Here is a 19,934-nt window from a genome sequence, read left to right as displayed (position 1 = left end):
CCACTGGGTTGTATATCCCTACCGGTTACATCATTGTTTAAGGTAAGCATTACATGATGTTTTTATGTAATTGTTTAATACTGTAATTTCATTTTACATTTTAGTGAAAACTGTTTCAGGTTTTTTTTATTAAAAAGAAAACCTTAAATAGTTCCCGGTGCAAAAGAAGTTCCCTGATTAAGATTTGATAATCCATTGGCCCAAAGTAATAACATGCGTCAACGCCTGATATACCGGTTACCCAAAATCTCATTTTTAAATTTATGAGAATTCACAATTACATAATGAATAATGATCTCGTAAATACGATTTATTCCGAAAAGAGAAATTTTATTACACTTTCAAACCCTGCGGATGTAAGTACCAATTGTATTGAGTTTATCCGTTTTGAAGAAAAGAAAGAAAAATATATATGGGCACATTCTGATGAAATAATTTTTGGAATCAGCGCTGACCATTATGTAAAAACGCTTATTAATTGTGGAGAAAAAATGAAATGGATGACAAGGCACAGCACGCTCAAAGAATTGATGAATCTGTTGCCTAAGCAAAATTTTGTCCGCCTCAATAAATTTTATGTGCTCAACCTCAATTATTTTTCGCATATCAATGAAAGTCATAAGATTCTATACTTAATCAATGGATTTTCAATAGCCACCCCTCACCGGATATCCCCGTTTTTAAGCCATTTACTAAAAAGCAGCTATACGTGAAATGAAATCACGTAAAAGTGTTGCCAACAGAAAGCCGGTAATAATATTTTTGGGAGTAACCCTAAATCTTAACCCCCAAAAAATATCATTATGGCAAAAGAAATTTCAACAACAAAAATAACAGCCACAAAAGATTTGCCGGTAACACCACCAAAAGACCTGGAATATTTGGATCTGCGGTCAAATTTCAAAGCACTGCAGCTTTCTAACGCCAACTATTTTGGGAATCTCAAAGAAAGCAAAGAAAAGCTCGTGGTACAGATTGCCGGAAATGTTTTTTATGAAGAATTAAAATGTGTAAGCTATAATCCTGATTTACAATTATTGAATGCTGCCATCACCATAAAGCAAAGTGGTGGCTATGGTGGTGGCCCATGCACGAACGGCAGCGCCGAGTATGTGCGTTTTTACGTTGATTACCTGCGGAACGGAACCTGGGTTGATGAGGGAGTTGTCGCAACGAACGTTCATGATCTTCCGGCAGATATTTATTGCTATAACGTCCGGCTAAAGATTACACCAAAAAAATCTTCGTGCTGCGATGATGCCGCCATACTTCCAAGAGTGCGCGCCATCCTTTCGTGGAACAGTTTGCCACCTGCTAATTTGCCAAACTGGATACCCGTGTGGGGAAATGTAATGGAAACAAATATCCAGATAGCCCCTAGCCATAGCATCTGGTGTTATATTAAAAAAGGAGTGAAGCTGGACGATACAATACAAAATCAGTTGTTGGCAAATATCGAAAAGTTACAACCCCTTATTCCGCCTATTCCTCCACAGCCCGATCCGGGGCCATTGACGCTCCAATATTTGCAACAGGCATATAAAGGCCAGGTAGAGGACAGCCGGATTGTAATGAAGCAAATTGATGAAATTTCAAAAATTTCTGCCCTTTCGCCTATTGAAAGTAACATCAATGTAAAAGGATTTAACTGGGCCGACCTGGTTAACAAAATCAAGCTACTCCAATTTAATACCACCTACGAAGAGGTAAAGTGTGTGGCCTTAAACAGGGAACTAAATACACTGCATGCCAGCGTAGTCCTTAAAAAACCTTTGGGTTATTCGGGCGATTTATGCCACCATGGAAGTAAAGAATATGTTGCGTTTTACATGGATTTCGGAGGCGGGTATATTTATATCGGCACCTCTTCAGTCGCGGTGCATGATATATCGTCTGCTCCAAATGATGGATTATGGTACAACGTCATGCATTCTGTAAATCTTCTTCCGTATCAAAAAGAATGGTGTATTGCGGGCAAAGCTAAAGTGAAAGCCATTCTTTCGTGGAATGTGCCTCCTCCACCCAATAATCCGAATTATATAGCCTCTTACGGAGATTGGGAAGAATGTAACGTAGAAATTAAACCATTACCAAAGAATGTTTACCCCGGCCAGACTACGGTAGTTTTGGAAAAAGTTGGAGGCATGTCAGTAGATGATATCAATGACATTACAGGATTGGCCACCACCTTCTCTGCAGCGTCTTTAGGCGGAGCCAAAAACAGTCCGTTCTATGGAACTATGGAATTAATCGGAAATATTTTCTTTGCCGGTGGCGGAATGAAATATCGGTTCCTGGTTACAAAACCCGGCAGCGTGGAGCAACCTTTAATGGACACACAAACGATAACCACCGATACGCTTGGCTCGTTAAATGATGTTGTTTTGAACCCGGATGCGCAGGGATGGATACCATTTTTACAAACCCCGGTAACCAATATTGTCGCAGATTTGCTGGGACGGTATCATGCAACTGAAGAAGGCAAGCACCAAATCCGGATCCAGGCAAAAGACGCGGCCAATATTATTTACGATGATCCCAATGGAAGTGTGTCATTGTGGGTGGATGCAGAAAGGCCCGATGTTCATATTCATATTGATCCTGCAATCGGCGGGGATTGCGCAGACTTTACTACAGGGACTGATATAACCGGAACTTATAGTATGATCGATGACCACGCAGGATCATTCACGATAAGCGTAACACCCGCTAAGGGGGCCACAGTAGATGTAGACGGCACCGGCACAAGCAGTCTAAGCTACATTGGCGGAACATTACCGAATGGCGGCAAATCCGGAACTTTTGTTATTCATACTGCAGGCGTACCAAGGTGTGGTTATAATGTGAGAATAGACGCGTGGGACAGAACCATTTTAAACTCCCACACCATCGGCTTCTACAACAATGATGTGCAGGGCTTTTGCCTTCGCGATGCGGCAAAATAAATGAAGGATAAATAAATAATCGCAAACACAGGACAACTAATACGAACTTACCAGCCAAGGTGAGTTCGTATTTTTTAAACTAATCCCTGTAATAAATAGGTTGATTATACGGCTTATAATAAACGACAGCAGATAAACAAATAGTTTGATTTTTTATTTCCAAAACAAGAAGTAAAACGCTAATCAAAAAGGCCATGGCTCAAAAGCTGTAAAGTTTTTTCTTTATGCTCATGGGCCACAAGAATCGAAATATTATGCTGGCTGCCACCAAAGCTCACCATGCGCACAGGAATTTCAGTAAGGCTGTCAAATACTTTTGCCAACAGGTTTTCAGTTTTGGCAACATGATAGCCAACTATCGAAACGATAGTTTGCGCTTTGTCTATCTCAATGCTGCCAAACATCTCCAACTCCCTGATTATATCATTGAGATAAGTATCATTGTCAATCGTAAGCGAAACGGCCACTTCAGAAGTAGTAACCATGTCAATGGAAGTCTGGTATTTTTCAAATACTTCAAATACTTTTCTTAAAAAACCATAAGCCAGCAGCATACGGCTGCTTTTAATTTTAATCGCCGTAATAAAATCTTTTGCCGCTATGGCCTTTACGCCTTCAGAATCAGAATCCCTTTCTATCAAAGTGCCCGGGGCATCAGGCTCCATTGTGTTTAAAAGCCTGACCGGAAAATTAAAATATTGGGCAGGCCAAATGCTGGCGGGGTGGAGAATTTTTGCACCGAAATAAGCCAGTTCTGCCGCCTCTTCAAAACATAAATGTTTCACCGGTTTTGTATCTTTTACCACACGTGGATCATTATTATGCATACCGCTGATATCTGTCCATATTTCGCATACAGAAGCGTCTACAGCCGCGGCTATCAAAGAAGCGCTGTAATCGCTGCCTCCTCTTTTGAGGTTATCAATTTCGCCCTTAGCATTCCGGCAAATATATCCCTGTGTCACAAAAAGCTGAGTGCCTTTATGAATATCAAGAAGTTTGGAAAGCTTTTCTCTAATAGAGGCTACCTGCGGTTCATTATTTTGGTCAATGCTCATAAACTCCAGCGCCGGAAGCCACACGTGCGCTATCTCCTGTTCATTTAAATAAATGCTGAAAAGTTTGGTACTGAGCAATTCGCCCTGCGCAAGAATGTCTTTATTTAAAGCTTCGCTGTAGGAAATTTTTAAAATGATATTCAAAAATTCAAAATGCTCCGCAAGAGTTTCTTTGGCTTTCTTAAAATAAGTTTCGTCTTTTAAAAGCTCCACAATGAAATTCTGGTAATGACTTTCCAATGCATCAATGCGCTTCTTTGCCTCTTCCCTGTCGCCTTTTGATAAGGCATCACTTATTTCAGTAAGCGCATTGGTAGTGCCGCTGAGCGCGCTTAGCACAATAATTTTTGTTTCATCATCTTTAGTAATCAGTTTCCTGATCTCAGCCATTCTTTCCGGCTTCCCTACGCTCGTGCCGCCAAACTTCATTATTTTCATGAATTCAATTTTTTATTTAAATTAAAGCGCGCGCAAAATTATTTTATATGAAAAAACTTTCCAAAAAGAAAGTTTACACTTTTTTTATCCTGAGATGGTTTTTAATTTTTAATTATAGCATATAGATTTTAGTTTTGCCCGTTAGCAAATCAACCAAAAAAGTTAATAACGAATTAGTAATGGGAAGAATATTTGAAGTAAGAAAGGCTACCATGTTTGCCCGATGGGATAAGATGGCCAAGCAATTTACCCGCATAGGAAAAGAAATTGATATTGCGGTAAAACAAGGCGGCCCTGATCCTGATAATAATGCCGCGCTACGCCGTTGCATCATCAATGCCAAAGCTGTAAACATGCCGAAAGACCGCGTGGAAGCGGCCATCAAGCGTGCTATGGGTAAGGACAAATCCGATTATCATGAAGAAGTATATGAAGGTTATGCGCCACATGGTGTTGCTGTATTGGTAGAAACTGCTACTGACAATCCGACGAGAACTGTGGCCAATGTGCGGATGCATTTTAATAAAGGGAATGGCTCGCTCGGAACGAGCGGAAGTGTTGGATTTTTATTTAATCACTTGGGCGAGTTCAAAATTAAAAATGAAAATATTGATATTGAAGAGCTGGAACTTGAACTGATTGATTATGGCCTGGAAGAAATAGGTGAAGACAGCGAAGGCAATATCATCATCCGCACGCCATTTGTTGAATTTGGCAACATGAACAAGGCTCTTGACGATAGAAAGATAGAAGTAATCACTGCCGAATTAACGCGCATACCCACTACTACGGTTGAATTATCCGAGCAGGATGCTGAAGATGTATTAAAGCTGGTAGACAATCTTGAACAGGACGATGACGTTCAAAAAGTATATCACAACCTGAAATAGCAATCCTGAATCTCTTGAAACAGAAATAAAATTGCGATTATTTGCCCGTTTACTATCAATCTTTAAATCGCAATGGAATATTCAGTTTAATGCTGAAATTTCTTCCCATATTGTAAATGCCGTCATGCCCTGTAAAATTGCCGGGATAAGGTTCAAAATATTTTAAACGGTTTAGCCCGGACTGATAAGCCACATTCAATAAATTATTTCCAAAGAAAGAAATAGTAAACATCGGCTTTCCATATTTATTGAGCACATCCGTTCCAAAACCTGCATTCAATAACTGATAGCCCGCTGTTGGCGTTTCTGTATTGTTTTGAAGAAAGACACGGTTTTGTGCGGCATATACTTCGAATTGAATTTTTACAAAAGCATTTTCAAAAGCATTTCCTACCTTCTTAATGTTTGCCCTCAATTCAGAAATGGAATGCAATGGCGGGATAAATGGTAAATATTTTGCGCTATCTGAAATCTTGGCCTCTCCCTCAACGCCTTTGTTGACGCCATATACAACAGAAAGAGAATTTTCAAAATGCAGCCAATCCCATGGATGCGGATGCACATCAATGCTCAACTCTCCGCCATATAATTGCGCTTTTGCTGCTGCATACTTAAAAGTTTGATTGCCGGCGACAATGATAGAATCCTCTCCTGACGCGGTTTGCAGCTTTTCGTTGTAAATGTAATTCTGAATGGTGTTATTAAAAATATCGGCAGTAATGGAAATATGGGTTGAATTAAACGTAGCCCCCAAATCTTCCTGCAGGCTGAATTCAGGTTTGAAATTAAGGTTGCCGATCTGGTAAATATTCGTTCCCGGGTGAACCCCATTCGCAGAAATTTCAGAAACGTTTGGCGCCCTGTATCCCCTTCCAAGATTGGCTTTGATGCTAAACCGATCATTCAATTTATATGAAAATCCAATGCTTCCGCTCATACCCGAAAATGAATGCTTGTATGCATAAAAGAGATGATCAGCGCCGGCAGTATCATTGCCTTTTACTACCTTATCAAAACCTGTTACAGGATTTGTAATGGAATACAAATCATTATTGCGGTAATTTCTTACATCATAGCGCAGCCCTCCTGATATCTCCAGTTTATCCATTCTTTTCTTTAAGTAGACAAACGGACCGATATCAAATTGACGGTAAGATGGGATAATAAATTCAGTGCCCTTATTGACATTATTATCCTGGTACATGCCATTTGCGCCGGCTGTTATGCTAAAGCCATTTATTTCTTTAAAATAATATTTTGCATCATAAGTGTAGGTATTTAATAAAAGATACAATCCCGGTATTTGAATTTCAGGATGGCTGTATTCGCGACGGGTGCTTTTTTGAAACGCAAGATTCACGGTGAGCCGTCCGCTTCCCAGGTTAAAGCTGTTGGCATTGTAAAAATTATAATGCTGCACATGTTGATGCAGTGCTGAAATTTTATATGAATTCAATTCGGCCTCACTTACAATTGGCCGGTAATCATCTGCCTCAGTAATTTGCTTGGTAAATTTCCGCGTAGCAGAATCGCGGCTGCCATCCGGAATTTCCTGCAAGTCATCAAACATTGAAAATCCAAAATGGCTGTAGCCCCAGCTTTTATTGATGCCAAGGCTGGCTGCTGCGTCCGTTTCTGCAAAGCCTGTATTATACACCCTTCCATCATATTTGTTTTTATAATTGGTAGCTATTTTATGCGTAAAGGTTCCGCCCCAGGTAATGTCATTTGTATTACCCGCGACAGTTAAGGAATTTTCAATCAGGCGGTTGTTGGTTTGGTATTCGTTTAAAAAATTTCCTGAAATTTTTCCGGCAGCAGGAGGTGAAGCAGGAATAAGATTTACGACGCCAGCCAAGGCATCAGAACCGTATATCACGCTGGCGGGGCCTTTCACCACTTCTACCCTGTCTACCGTGTTTTCATCTACTTCTATGCCATGCTCATCGCCCCATTGCTGCCCCTCCAGCCGAACGCCATCGTATAAAGTAAGAATGCGGTTAAAGCCAAGGCCGCGAATAAAAGGTTTTGAAACATTCGGGCCGGTGGTTACTTCACTGATGCCGGGCACAGTGGCAATAGCGTCAATAATATTTGTGTTTAAATTTTGCTGCAGAAATTTTTTATTTATCGAAACAATTGGAACCGGGTTTCGGATGATTGAACTGGCCCTGGAAGAACCCGTGATAACAATTGCATCTTCTTCAACAATTGAAATTTGCATGCTAAAATTTTCAACAACATTATTTGTAAAATCCATATTTTTTACAATCGATTTATAGCCTACATAATTTATTTCAACAAGGTAATTGCCTGCCGGAATATTATTGATTACAAAGTGGCCTGTAGCATCTGCTACATTACCTTTCCTCAAATCGGGAATATGAACAGAAGCACCTGGCAAAGGTGTGCCAGCGGTATCCGTAATAATTCCTGAGAAAGAAAAGCGGGCTGCTTTTTTTTGAGCCGTAGAGGAAAGAGATAAAAAGCTGAATAACGCAATCAGGTTTATAATAGAAAAAATTTTCATCAATAATTTTTGAAAAGTCGCTAATTTAATAAGATGAGCCAATCTATAGAATATAAATCAGCATAAAATGTCCATTTACTGCGCTAACGAGGAAAAGTATTCACTGCGTGTGACAGAAACTAACTCATAGATGGCGGGCCTCTTAAGCCAAAGAAATCATGTTGGGAATATGAAAATTTTTGAACGGGAGAAATAAAATATCCCCTGAAAAAGCGAACGGGGGCTTTGATAACAAAGCCCGGCTGCAATGTGTACGGAGCAATTATCACATTATTTTGGCAATGACAATCAATTCCGGGTGCATTTATTTGAGGATGGTTTGATTCGGTTAAAGTCTTGCTTATAAAATCCGAGTGGTTTGCAAATATTGCGTGCAGGTATTTTGTGGGCGTATTACAAAGCACAAACAAAGCCAGCAAAAGAACGCCTGTAAATTTCCTGGTATAACTAATATGCTTCAACCTGTGTTTATTAATGATTTTGCAAAGGTAGCTTTTTAAGTTTTTTCGCGGAATTCAATACGGAAAGTTTTCACGAAGTATCAACAAAAGCGGAATAACTTTTGTAACAGATATAGTTTAAAATATTTATCTCACAATTAAAACTCTTAGTATGCCTATTGTAAAAGTAATTGAAGTAATAGCTTCTTCAGAAACAAGTTTCGATGATGCCATCCAGAATGCGGTTAAAGAGGTTTCTAAAACAATAAAAAATATTGATTCTGTGTATGTAAAAGATTTTAAAGTTCATGTAAAAGATGAAAAGGTATCATCCTATGGAGTAATTTGTAAAGTCTCTTTTCGTGTAGACGAAAAATAAGTTTTGCCCGGAAAGAAGACTCATTTTTGACAGGGAGCAATTTACGGCTCCCTTATTTTTTAACATACCTTTCCGTGAAGGTTATATATAAACTTATTTATTGTTTAGCCGTAGTTCGTAATTTGCAAGCCTTTAAACCGAAAAAAATATTGCATAAAAAAAATGGTACAAACTTCAGAAGATATCAGGTTATTGAATGAAAAAATAAATCACTCAGCATCGTTGATTGATAAGATACATGATGAGGTTGGAAAAGTAATTGTTGGCCAGAGCCACATGCTCGAAAGATTACTTATCGGGCTTCTCAGCAATGGGCATATTTTACTGGAAGGCGTACCAGGCCTGGCAAAAACACTTTCAATAAAATCGCTTGCCAATACGATAAATGCAAAATTCAGCCGCATTCAGTTTACGCCGGATCTGCTACCGGCTGACGTAATAGGCACCATGATTTATAACCAGCAGAGAAATGAATTTGTGGTGCGCAAAGGCCCCATCTTTGCAAATTTTATTCTGGCGGATGAGATAAACAGGGCACCGGCAAAAGTGCAAAGCGCCTTACTGGAAGCCATGCAGGAACGGCAAATCACCATAGGCAATGATTCTTATTTACTGGAAGAACCATTTTTGGTTTTGGCCACACAAAATCCTATCGAGCAGGAAGGAACCTACCCGCTGCCTGAAGCGCAGGTAGACAGGTTTATGCTAAAAGTTATTATTGATTATCCCTCTAAAACAGAAGAGCAGGCTATTATACGGCAAAATGTGCTTGGCCTTCAACAGCCTCGTATAAATGCAGTTGTATCTTCTTCTGAAGTATTACAGGCACGCCAGCTTGTGCGCGAAGTATATATGGACGAAAAGGTGGAGCAATATATTATCAATATCGTATTTGCTTCACGCTTTCCGGAAAACTATAATCTTTCAAAACTAAAGCCATTGATTTCCTATGGCGGCTCTCCGAGGGCAAGTATTAACCTGGCACTGGCCTCAAAAGCTTATGCCTACCTCAACAAAAGAGGATACGTAATTCCCGAAGACGTGAGAAATATTTGTAAAGATGTGCTGCGCCATCGTATCGGGCTTACCTATGAAGCCGAAGCCGAAAATATAAATATCGAAATGGTGATCAATGAAATTTTGAAAGCCGTGAATGTTCCTTAGGGAGTTTAGGGTTGAGGAGTTGAGCGTTTAGGGGTTTGGAAGTTTAGGAGTTTTAGTAAACAAACAAATAATACGATTTTCTTTTTTATGGAAATAATAAGTCACCTATTAAATGCAACGATTTAACCAATTAACCCAATTAACCAATCAACCATTGCCTTTAACCACCGCCGAAATAATAAAAAGAGTAAAAGAACTGGAGATTGTGAGCAAAAAGCTCACCACGCATCTTTTTACCGGTGAGTATCATTCTGCCTTCAAAGGGAAGGGAATGCGCTTCAGGGAAGTGCGGGAATATTACCATGGCGATGATATAAGATTTATTGACTGGAACGTGAGCGCACGGTACGCACATCCTTTTACCAAGGTGTTTGAAGAAGAACGGGAATTAACGGTCGTTCTGTTGGTCGATATCAGCGCCAGCTCATTATTTGGTACTGTTCATCAGAATAAAAAAGATATGATTACTGAAACGGCAGCGATACTTACTTTCAGCGCTATCAACAACAACGATAAAGTGGGCGTCATATTTTTCAGCGACAAAGTAGAAGAATATATTCCGCCTAAAAAAGGCAAAGACCATGCGCTGTATATTGTAAGGGAGTTACTAACGGCTACCCCTAAACGAAAAGGCACCAACATCCGCGAAGCGCTTAATTTTTTTTCAAGGTCTAACCATCAGAAAAGTATCGCCTTCATTATGAGCGATTTTATTGATGACAATTACGAACATGCGCTTCGTGTGCTCGGAAAAAGGCATGACGTGATTGGCCTGAAAGTTTATGATAAGATGGACAGCCATCTGCCTGATATCGGCATGGCCAAGGTGCAGGATCTTGAAACAGGAAATGTAGCATGGCTTAATACTTCAGATTCGATGATCAGGTATAAATACCATCAGAACTTCATTGAACACAGCACGGCCACCAAAACGATTTTTAAAAGAGCGGGCGCCCAGTTGCTGCATATCCGGACAGATGAAGACTATGTAAAAATTTTACAACAATTTTTTACAAGAAGAAAAAAAACGCATTAAAAGGATTTGGAGAAAGGAGTTTACTATATCAAATTTGTTTTTCTTACCGGCTTATTGTTTTCACTGCAAAGAACATTCGCCCAATCCCCCACCGTAAAAACCACTGTCGACAAAAATGATATTTTAATTGGCCAGAGAATACACTTCAAAGTTGCCACTTCAATGCCAGACAATACCTATCGCTTAGGCTGGTTTTCGGTACCCGATAGCTTTGGAAATTTTGTTCCTGTTATCAAAGAAAAAATTGATTCTTCTTATTCAAACGGCAACTTAAATTTCAGCCAGCAAATAATTATCACAAGCTTTGATAGCGGCCGGCAAATAATCCCCCCGTTACCACTTTCCGTTTCTACGCTGGATGGCGATTCAACATTTACCATTTACACAGATTCGATACCCATCAATGTTGGCTATTCACCGGCTGATAGCGTGCTTCCTTTTCATGACATTAAGAATATCATTGAAGTTCATAAAACTTTTCAATGGTGGATATGGGCATTGATAGCGCTTGGGGTAATTATTTTGGGCCTGCTCATTTTTTATTTTATCAGAAAGGCAAGAAAGAAAAAAAGCGATGAAATTTTTGAATCAAAAATTCCGCCTTTTGAGGAAGCGATGCAGCTATTGGATGAACTCCAAAATGAAAATTTTATTGAAAAGCAGGAATACAAAGAATATCATACAAGGTTGTCAGATATTTTCAAAAGATATTTATCAAGAAAAAATAACATCAACCAGATGTATCTGACAACAGATGAATTGCTGATAGAATTAAATCAGATGAATTTGCCAAAAGATAAGATTGGAAATTTTGCCAGTTGCCTGCGTATGGGAAATGCGGTAAAATTTGCACGGTTTATTCCTGCTGATTTTGAAAACCAGAAATGCTTTTCTGAAATAAAAGAAATGATTGTAAACATCCATAACATGGAAACCAGGGAAAATAAAGATGGTATTTGATTATTTCCAGGATATTATTTTCGGGCAGCCGTGGTGGCTGCTGCTTCTCCTGGTAATTCCTGTGCTTATTTACTGGAAGTATCATAAGGGCAGAAAGCAAGTGGCCGCGCTGGCTATTTCATCTATCCAGGGATTAATGGAATCAAAATCCTGGAAAAATTATTTCCAGCAATTCCCTTTTATTTTGCGAATGTTTGCGCTGGCCTGTATTATTCTTGCACTGGCACGGCCTCAGACAAGGTTTGATGAAACTCAAAGAGAAGGCGAAGGGATTGATATCATTTTAGCCATTGATGTAAGTGGCAGCATGACTGCACAGGATTTTACCCCCAACAGGATGGAGGCTGCAAAGAAGGTAGCAGCAGAATTTGTGGATAACCGCCCTTCAGATAGGATTGGCGTGGTAATTTTTGCAGGAGAAAGCTTTACGCAATGCCCCCTCACCACCGATCATTATGTTTTAAAAACTCAAATCGAAAATATCAGGAACGGCTTGCTGGAAGATGGCACTGCGATTGGGTCGGGGCTGGCCACCAGCGTAGACAGGCTGAGAAACAGCAAATCAAAAAGCAAGGTCGTAATTCTTCTCACCGATGGAATGAACAATGGCGGGCTAATCGATCCATCGACGGCTTTGGAAATAGCGAAAACTTTTCATGTGAAAGTTTATACAATCGGCGTAGGCACTGATGGTTACGCACCTACTCCTGTAAGTACACCGCTCGGCATTGTAATGCAAAATCAAAAGGTATCGATTGATGAAGATCTTTTAAAAAATATCGCAAAGCAAACAGGCGGCCAATATTTTAGAGCCACCGATAACCAAAGCCTTGAAAAAATTTATAGCCAGATCGACCAAATGGAAAAATCGAAAGTTGAAATAACCACATTTCATCATTATACAGAAAAATTTTATCCATTTGTTTTTGCCGCATTGGCGTTAATTTTATTAGAGGTTATTTTAAAATTTACATTCTTTAAAAAATTTCCCTAATTAGCGGAAGGCAGAGGGCGGAAGCTCAAGGCAGAAGGCTCAAGGCAGAAAGCTGAAGCAGGAAGACAAAAGCACTAACCATCTAAACCATCTAAACCCTTCTAAACCAGTTAACCAACAAACCAATAAACCTTCCTTCATGACCGCTTTAATTTATAAATCTACCGGTAGCTGGTATGTCGCCAAAAATGAAAAGGGAGAAGAATTTAATGCGCGTATAAAAGGTAAATTTAAAATTGATGACATCACCTCCACCAACCCCATTGCCGTTGGCGATATTGTGGATATTGATAAAGAGGAAGGTGAAGCATCTATCGTCATAACAAAAATTCACGACCGGAAAAATTACATCACGAGGCAATCGCCGCATAATAAATTTAAGCATCACATCGTTGCGGCCAACCTTCATCAAAGCATCTTACTAGCTACTTTAAAAGATCCTAAAACGTCAACAGGGTTTATAGATCGGTTTCTGGTAGCATCGGAAGCATACCACGTGCCGGCAATTATTGTTTTTAATAAAACTGATTTGCACAAAGCAAAAGAGAAACAAAATTTTGAAAAAATAAAAGCCATTTATGAAAAAATTGGCTACCCGGTATATTCCATGAGTTTGGCAGCCAATGAAGGAGTAGAAGAAGTAAAGGAATTATTGAAAGATAAAATCACTTTAATCAGCGGCCATTCAGGAGTCGGAAAATCATCTTTTATCAATACGATTTTTCCGGGAAACACCATTAAAACGCAGGAAGTAAGCGGCTGGAGCGGCAAAGGATTGCACACCACCACTTTTGCTGAAATGTTTGACCTTCCTTTTGGCGGAAAAATAATTGATACACCGGGCATGCGTGAATTTGCGATGATGGATATTGAGCCTCATGAACTTTCCCATTATTTTCCCGAAATGAAAGCCCTGATACATGACTGCAAATTCAATAATTGCATGCATATAGAAGAGCCGGGATGCGCAGTTAAGCCTGCAGTAGAAGAGAATAAAATTTCTCCGGAACGATATATCAGCTACCTGAATATTTTGGGAACCATTGACAATAAGAAATGGTGAATAGAAAAGATTTTCTAATTTACCACAACGCTGTCTCTAAAAATCATTGATGTGCGGGCCAGCGTATTATACATTACAGTAAACTAAGAAATAAGACGAATTATTATTTAGGTAAAAATCCTATTTGCTTTTAAAATCTCCCCGCTTCCATGCTTTAATAAATTCTGACCAGGCAAAAGGATTGAAAATATTTTGCGGAGGCAACTGACCATTATAATAAAATTTTTTCTGGTTTTGCTTAAAATAATAATTGTTTGCCTCGCGGCCATTCATCGGGTACACATTCATTAAAGCTGTGCGGTTGGCTTCCGACATATTTTGCCTTGCTATTTCTTCCTGGTCGTCCGGTATTTGTATATTAGCAAAGTCGCGTGCAAATTCTTCTTTGGTAGGGTATTTTTTAATAATGGTAGCTGCAAGATAAACAGTATCCTGTACCATTAGCTGAATTATGCTTTGTTGATTTCCTTCCAGGTTTTTTGGTATGGTCACGAGCTTCGGCTTATAGCCAACGCTTGTAAATTCAATTTTATCGCCCTTTAAAACCACAATGGAAAAAACACCCTGGTCATTCGTAATGGTTCCCTGGTTGCGCCCTTGCACCACCACACTTACGGCGGGCAATCCCTGCAAACTATCGGCAGACATCACCACTCCGTACAACTGCACTACCGAATCTTTGTAAGTCTCAAATTGGGCTTGAACTGAACCCGAAAGAGCAAACAAAAACAAATTAAAAAATAGTATAGCTTTTTTCATACCTCTCGGGTAAATTTCGGAAATTCTTTGCAGAAAGTTCCTTTTTAAGTAAACAAAGTAAGGCCATCAATGGTTAAATTTGCAACCACTAATTGTTTTTAACAAAATATTGAACCATGACCGAAAATGAGATTGTGAAGGCGCTTTCCACCGTTGAAGAACCCGATTTTAAAAAGGATCTTATCACACTGAATATGGTAAAAGATATCCATATTGAGGATAATAAAGTTTCTTTTACCGTTATACTCACCACACCTGCCTGTCCTTTAAAAGATATCATACAATTGAGATGTGAAAAAGCCATTCATTCAATGGTAAATGAAAACGCGGAAATTAAAATAAACTGGGCCAGCAACACTTCTTCTTCCAGAACTGATAAAAAAGAGCTTTTAAAAGATGTAAAAAATATTATCGCTGTTGTGAGCGGAAAAGGAGGCGTAGGAAAAAGCACAGTGGCCGCTAATCTTGCCCTGGCGCTTTCCGCCGGCGGCGCCAAAGTAGGGCTGATGGATGCGGATATTTACGGCCCGAGTGTGCACATCATGTTTGGCATTCGTGGCGAAAGGCCTCAAATGAGAGACGTAAATGGCAAAGGGAAAATTGTTCCGATAGACCGCTACGGAATTAAAGTAATGAGCATTGGCTTGTTGGTGGATGAAAGGCAGGCTGTGGTTTGGCGCGGCCCAATGGTGAGCAGCGCTATCAAACAATTCGTAAGCGATGTGGATTGGGGCGAGCTCGATTATCTTGTGATAGACATGCCGCCAGGTACCGGCGATATCCATCTTACCGTTGTTCAAACGGTGCCTGTTACGGGCGCCATTGTAGTGACTACACCTCAACTGGTGGCGCTTGCCGATGCAAAAAAAGGAATCACCATGTTCAACCAGCGCGGACTAAAAGTTCCTGTAATCGGTATCGTTGAAAACATGAGTTATTTTACGCCTGCGGAACTGCCGGAAAATAAATATTATATTTTTGGAAAAGAAGGTGGTAAAAATCTTGCCGAAGAATTTGATATTACTTTCCTTGGAGAAATTCCACTTGTGCAGTCCATCCGCGAAGGCGGCGATTTGGGAATCCCGGTAATGATTGGAGACGATGAAATTTCCAAAAAAGCATTTAGCGATTTTGGCAAAAATGCAGTCAGGGCTATTTCTATCCGCAATGCTCAGCTACCGCAAACAGAAGTAAGCAGCATCCTCGAAAAAGTATAATAGAGAATTGCAAAATAAAATTATAAAGTATTTGTGCTTTTACTACACCTTAGTAAACAAAAAAAAGGAAGACCGCCATCTTCCTTTTTTTTGTTATTAATGATTCTTATTTAAACGCAATGAACTTCTGTTCCGACTTTACTATTTTTTCAAAGAAGGCTTTAAACGCCGGGTAATCCTCTTTTGATATTTGCTGGCTTCTTGCATCGGAGAACTTGCGGATAATGGTTAGCTTATCCGGAGCTTTCAAAGTATAGGAAATAGAAAATTTCATGTCTTTGAAAGAAGCGGATTCTCCTTTTGGCAATTCCACAAAACTTTTTCCGTCCGGTGCTGTAATGTTCACTACTGTTTCATAAGCATCTGCAGTTTCATAATTCCAATATTCCACCGGAAAGTCTCTCTTATCAGCAGAAAAATTATCCAACGTGGCCACAATATCCGGATAAACAATTTTAAAAGTATTCAGGCTTCCGATTTCAGCAACTTCATTTTTTACTTTATAACTATAGTCATAAGATATAGAATCATCAAGCTGGTCAAGCCCGTTAAAATGAACTTTATCCAACGAAACATTGTTTTTATATCTTCCTGCTACCACCTTCTCCATTTCCTGAATTTGTTTTTCATTATCAAGGTTCCTGTAGTCCTGGCGCGTTGAAGCAGAAAATGAACCATACAAAATACTCTTCACAGAAATTTTCAGATCCTCTTCTTCCGGTTTAATATCTATAATTCTTTTGATAATATCTTTTTTTCTGTTGACTGCATGCAAATGAATAAGTTCCTTTTTTTCTGCATTTGGCTTTGCTGGTATTTCCAGCGCCAGCGCTCCGTTCAGAACATTAGGCAAACTTGTGAACGGCAAATAATTATCGGTAAGCTCAATGAAATAGGGTTTGTTATCCAAGATTGCTTTTGCGATGCAATGATTAAATTCAACCGAAGGCAGCATCATATCTTTTTCTCCGTTATCCCTTGTGTCTACCAAAACCATTTGTGCATTGATGCCTGCCATCCTTGCCAGCGTTACAAACAAATTAGAAAGGTCTTTACAATCACCCAGCCGCGTAATCAAAGTGGCAGAAGCCCTTTGCGGAACGAAGGCGCTTTGCCTGAACGAAACCGAGCTGTACCTGATATTTGATTCGATATAATCATAAATAATTTTTGCCTTTTCAAACTGCGACATCGGCTTATTATTACCAGGAAATAATTTTTTATAAAGCGCCAATATTTCAAAATCCTTTTCAGATTTATTATTTGAAATATCACTGTACCAGTCTGCAATATCCTTCCATGAACTAACAGTGGATACATGCAATATGGCGCCTTCATCAATCACTAACGGCATCAATGGTTCATCTTTCAAAGGCGTAGCCTTTATCATTTCCCAACTGTATTTTTTAAAATCTTCCACATCGGTAACTGTAGGCTGAATGTTTGAATTGGTAAGCAGGTATTTGAATTTTTGCGTCGCCGGAATCAGCAAATTATATTTCGTGGCATGGCAATAAATTTTTCCATTGAAATAATGTTTGTCCCAAAAATCTTTCGCAAATCTGCCGCTGGCATAACTTTGAAGCCGGTATTTCATTACAATATAATCACCTGCCTCCAGGTTGGTAAATACAATTTGGTTATCATTTCGTTCGCCATCAATCTTTGCCTGGTTTTTCTTAATAATCTGAGCCTTTTCAATAAGCAATGATTGATCATTATTATAATCGATAGAAGTCTCTTTATATCTTTCAACGCCTTTCTCATTGGTTATTTTTAAAATGGTTGTGTAGTATTGCTCATTTGCTCCATCAGGATAAATTACGGCATCATGCTGGTCAAGAATATAGTAGTAGCCATAATCTTTATTTTGCGCCTCATCAGGATTGTCGTTGGCGATTTCCTTATCAATATCTACCTCCGGAAATAATTTATATATCTCCGGCTTATTGTTCAGCTTCCTGATTTTGCTGATGATATCATATTGATTAGGGTCGTATTTCAAAGATTGATTATACGCATCCATTGCTTCGGCAACATTATTCTTTTCACTTTTAATATCGCCAAGCTGCTGCCAGTAATCTTCATTATAAGGCGATAACACCAGCGACTTTTTGATATTATCTTCCGCTTTGTCATATTGCTTAATCGAAAAAAAGTACTGAGATAATTTGTAAAATCCAACCGGAGCAAAGGAAAAACGCTTTGCCAAATCTTCCTTTATTTCCAAGCCTTTTTTGGTGATTCCCTGGTCAATCAAAAGGTCTGCATATTTAATGTAAGTATCATAGTCGTAATTATCCTTCATAAAATTATCATACACCTTCAATGCGCCCTTATTGTCTTTATACACTTCCTTTTTTATATTATACATCATCGGCAACAACTTGGCATTGCCGGGATATTTCGAATACATCTTTTCGGCCACCTTCACCAGGTCATCATATTTTTTATCCTGCGCCAACAGCATTAATTCGTAAGCGTCCGTCACTTCATTTTCACCAAACTTTTGTATTCTTTTTTGCAACGCATTTTCGCACTCCTGGTACTTTTCATTTTTATACAATTCCTCAAGGTTCAGATCGTATACATCTACACTTTCAGGATCTGCTTTTTTAATTTTTTCCAACTCCTCCTGGTAAGCAGTTTTATTATTTTCCTGCTTCAACACGGTCACCAGCTTCATCCTGATGAGACAATTGCCGGGCGCTATCTTCAGCGCGTCAGTCAAAGTATTGTGCGCTTCCAAAAGGTTTTCGCTTCTCAAATACACATCGGCGAGAAGCAGATAATTAAGGAGATTATTTTTATCTTTTTCAATTTTATCAGTAAAATATTTTTGCGCAAATCCCGGTATCAATTCATATTTTTTTTCACCACCGGTATTTTTTGGATACGAAATAAAATTTGAAGAATTACTAATGTTGGTTATCGGCCGGTAACGATCGTCAGTGAGCCGCAGCGAAAAGCTGGGATAAGAGGCATTGCTGTATCCCAACTGAACCAATATGCGGTTGCCGCCTTTTTTCAGATCATATTTTACAGAATAATTATCTAATTCAGTGTTTCTTTCTTTTGATTCTGATATCACCAACTCATCATTCACCCAAACCTTCACTGAGCCCGCACATCCGATGTTGCAAAATACTGTTTGCGCCGCTTCGCTGTTAATAAAGCTTTGAGCATACACGATCGCCGTAGCCTTATTAAACTGGTAAACTATCGGCGTCCAGCCGTCTTTGGATTCAATTTGCGGCGTAAACCATTGTACATCAGCATTAGATATTGATTTGAAAACTGCACTTTGCTCCGGGTGTTCCAATGGCCCGTAATCTTTATAAAATCCGCTCTGCGATAAATTTTCAAACGGGCCAACAAATTGCCAGTTTTTAATATTTCCCACCGCCTCGGAATAGGATTGAGACTTTTGAAATTCACCTGAAAAAAGATAATGCATTTTCTCATTGTAATTGGCTGCAGCTACTAAGGTGCCCGGTGCATTTTTGTCTGAAAGAATTGTATTCAAAAATTCTACCTGGCTTTCGGAAGTCTTTTTACCTACAGAACCTGCTAACGCTTTATTGGACCATAATGCAAAAACATACGGATAAGGATTTGCGGATTTTTTATAAAATGAGCTCACAAATTCTTTGACTTCATCCTCTTTCCTGTTATAGGTTTTTATATACAGGTCAGTAATGAAAGCATCGTCATAATACGATGAACTTTCCACAGCTTTTTGAAGTAATTTTTCTGCTTCAGGCCTGTTGTTTTCATTTAAGTATTTCCAGGCAGTTACATAAGGATTAGTTTGAGCAAAAATTGAAGAACCGCACGCTAATAAGATGGCAACAAGGTATTTTTTCATGAAAGATAATTTTGGTAACTGATTTTTTAGAGGACTAAAATAATAGAATAGATTTTAAAAAATAAAATTTTAAAGCCCTTTTTTGCTACAAAAATTCCTAACGAAAATTCCACCATTTTATTATGCAAAGAATGAAAAAGGCCTGAAATACAAATTGAGATTATTTATCCTTTTACTGTAAAGGCTTCTTTTC

The 19,934-nt window shown here is 39.0% G+C and carries 15 protein-coding genes; 10 read left to right on the top strand and 5 right to left on the bottom strand.

Translation table 11 applies throughout. From position 1 onward, the window contains the following. The first annotated feature begins 263 nt into the window (after positions 1-263). On the top strand, positions 264-713 hold the full coding sequence (locus EFY79_RS08050) for a LytTR family transcriptional regulator DNA-binding domain-containing protein (RefSeq protein ID WP_123120182.1): 450 nt from the start codon (positions 264-266) through the stop codon (positions 711-713). A gap of 90 nt (positions 714-803) precedes the next feature. Continuing rightward, a complete protein-coding gene (locus tag EFY79_RS08045) occupies positions 804-2,945 on the top strand; it encodes a hypothetical protein (RefSeq protein WP_123120181.1) in 2,142 nt (713 codons plus the stop codon). A gap of 179 nt (positions 2,946-3,124) precedes the next feature. Here EFY79_RS08045 and EFY79_RS08040 read toward each other — a convergent pair whose 3' ends face one another. After that, positions 3,125-4,441, bottom strand: a complete 1,317-nt coding sequence (locus tag EFY79_RS08040) for an aspartate kinase (protein ID WP_123120180.1) — start codon at positions 4,439-4,441, stop codon at positions 3,125-3,127. A 179-nt stretch (positions 4,442-4,620) separates the two neighbouring features. On the opposite strand from EFY79_RS08040, the gene EFY79_RS08035 reads away from it, so the two are divergent. After that, complete coding sequence (locus EFY79_RS08035) at positions 4,621-5,331, top strand: YebC/PmpR family DNA-binding transcriptional regulator (RefSeq protein ID WP_123120359.1); 711 nt, start codon at positions 4,621-4,623, stop codon at positions 5,329-5,331. A gap of 55 nt (positions 5,332-5,386) precedes the next feature. Here the strand turns inward: EFY79_RS08035 and EFY79_RS08030 are convergent, their stop codons facing one another. Together EFY79_RS08030 and EFY79_RS08025 are read right to left on the bottom strand one after the other, a co-directional pair. Further along, complete coding sequence (locus EFY79_RS08030; protein WP_123120179.1) at positions 5,387-7,861, bottom strand: TonB-dependent receptor; 2,475 nt, start codon at positions 7,859-7,861, stop codon at positions 5,387-5,389. A 119-nt stretch (positions 7,862-7,980) separates the two neighbouring features. Continuing rightward, positions 7,981-8,322 carry a hypothetical protein gene (locus EFY79_RS08025; RefSeq protein WP_123120178.1) on the bottom strand — a complete coding sequence of 114 codons (342 nt, stop codon included), beginning with the start codon at positions 8,320-8,322 and terminating at the stop codon, positions 7,981-7,983. Between the two features lie 151 nt (positions 8,323-8,473). Here EFY79_RS08025 and EFY79_RS08020 point away from each other — a divergent pair, with 151 nt between their 5' ends. The 6 genes from EFY79_RS08020 (at position 8,474) to rsgA (ending at position 13,897) form a co-directional block, all read left to right on the top strand. Then, on the top strand, positions 8,474-8,680 hold the full coding sequence (locus tag EFY79_RS08020; protein WP_123120177.1) for a dodecin family protein: 207 nt from the start codon (positions 8,474-8,476) through the stop codon (positions 8,678-8,680). 162 nt (positions 8,681-8,842) lie between these two features. Continuing rightward, positions 8,843-9,844, top strand: coding sequence for an AAA family ATPase (locus EFY79_RS08015; RefSeq protein ID WP_123120176.1), 1,002 nt, complete (start codon positions 8,843-8,845; stop codon positions 9,842-9,844). A 112-nt stretch (positions 9,845-9,956) separates the two neighbouring features. Beyond that, complete coding sequence (locus EFY79_RS08010; protein ID WP_123120175.1) at positions 9,957-10,880, top strand: DUF58 domain-containing protein; 924 nt, start codon at positions 9,957-9,959, stop codon at positions 10,878-10,880. Between the two features lie 6 nt (positions 10,881-10,886). Continuing rightward, the gene (locus tag EFY79_RS08005) at positions 10,887-11,840 is read left to right on the top strand and encodes a hypothetical protein (RefSeq protein WP_123120174.1); all 954 of its coding nucleotides are present in this window, start codon (positions 10,887-10,889) and stop codon (positions 11,838-11,840) included. Further along, entirely contained in the window at positions 11,830-12,834 is a 1,005-nt protein-coding gene (locus tag EFY79_RS08000; protein WP_123120173.1) for a vWA domain-containing protein, read from the top strand. Before EFY79_RS08005 ends, EFY79_RS08000 begins: the two co-directional genes overlap by 11 nt. A gap of 139 nt (positions 12,835-12,973) precedes the next feature. Then, on the top strand, positions 12,974-13,897 hold the full coding sequence (gene rsgA, locus EFY79_RS07995; RefSeq protein WP_123120172.1) for a ribosome small subunit-dependent GTPase A: 924 nt from the start codon (positions 12,974-12,976) through the stop codon (positions 13,895-13,897). 120 nt (positions 13,898-14,017) lie between these two features. Here the strand turns inward: rsgA and EFY79_RS07990 are convergent, their stop codons facing one another. After that, positions 14,018-14,656 carry a carboxypeptidase-like regulatory domain-containing protein gene (locus EFY79_RS07990; RefSeq protein ID WP_123120171.1) on the bottom strand — a complete coding sequence of 213 codons (639 nt, stop codon included), beginning with the start codon at positions 14,654-14,656 and terminating at the stop codon, positions 14,018-14,020. A 116-nt stretch (positions 14,657-14,772) separates the two neighbouring features. Between EFY79_RS07990 and EFY79_RS07985 the strand changes: the two genes are divergently transcribed. Beyond that, positions 14,773-15,873: an Mrp/NBP35 family ATP-binding protein gene (locus EFY79_RS07985; RefSeq protein ID WP_123120170.1), complete on the top strand. Its 1,101-nt coding sequence runs from the start codon at positions 14,773-14,775 to the stop codon at positions 15,871-15,873. A 106-nt stretch (positions 15,874-15,979) separates the two neighbouring features. On the opposite strand, the gene EFY79_RS07980 is transcribed toward EFY79_RS07985, so the two are convergent. Continuing rightward, on the bottom strand, positions 15,980-19,741 hold the full coding sequence (locus tag EFY79_RS07980; protein ID WP_123120169.1) for a DUF3857 domain-containing protein: 3,762 nt from the start codon (positions 19,739-19,741) through the stop codon (positions 15,980-15,982). Positions 19,742-19,934: the final 193 nt, after the last annotated feature.

Source organism: Hanamia caeni (assembly GCF_003721595.1).
Classification (GTDB): domain Bacteria; phylum Bacteroidota; class Bacteroidia; order Chitinophagales; family Chitinophagaceae; genus Ginsengibacter; species Ginsengibacter caeni.
The sequence above is the reverse complement of the archived record's forward strand: the minus strand, read 5'-3'. Positions and strand labels throughout refer to the sequence as shown.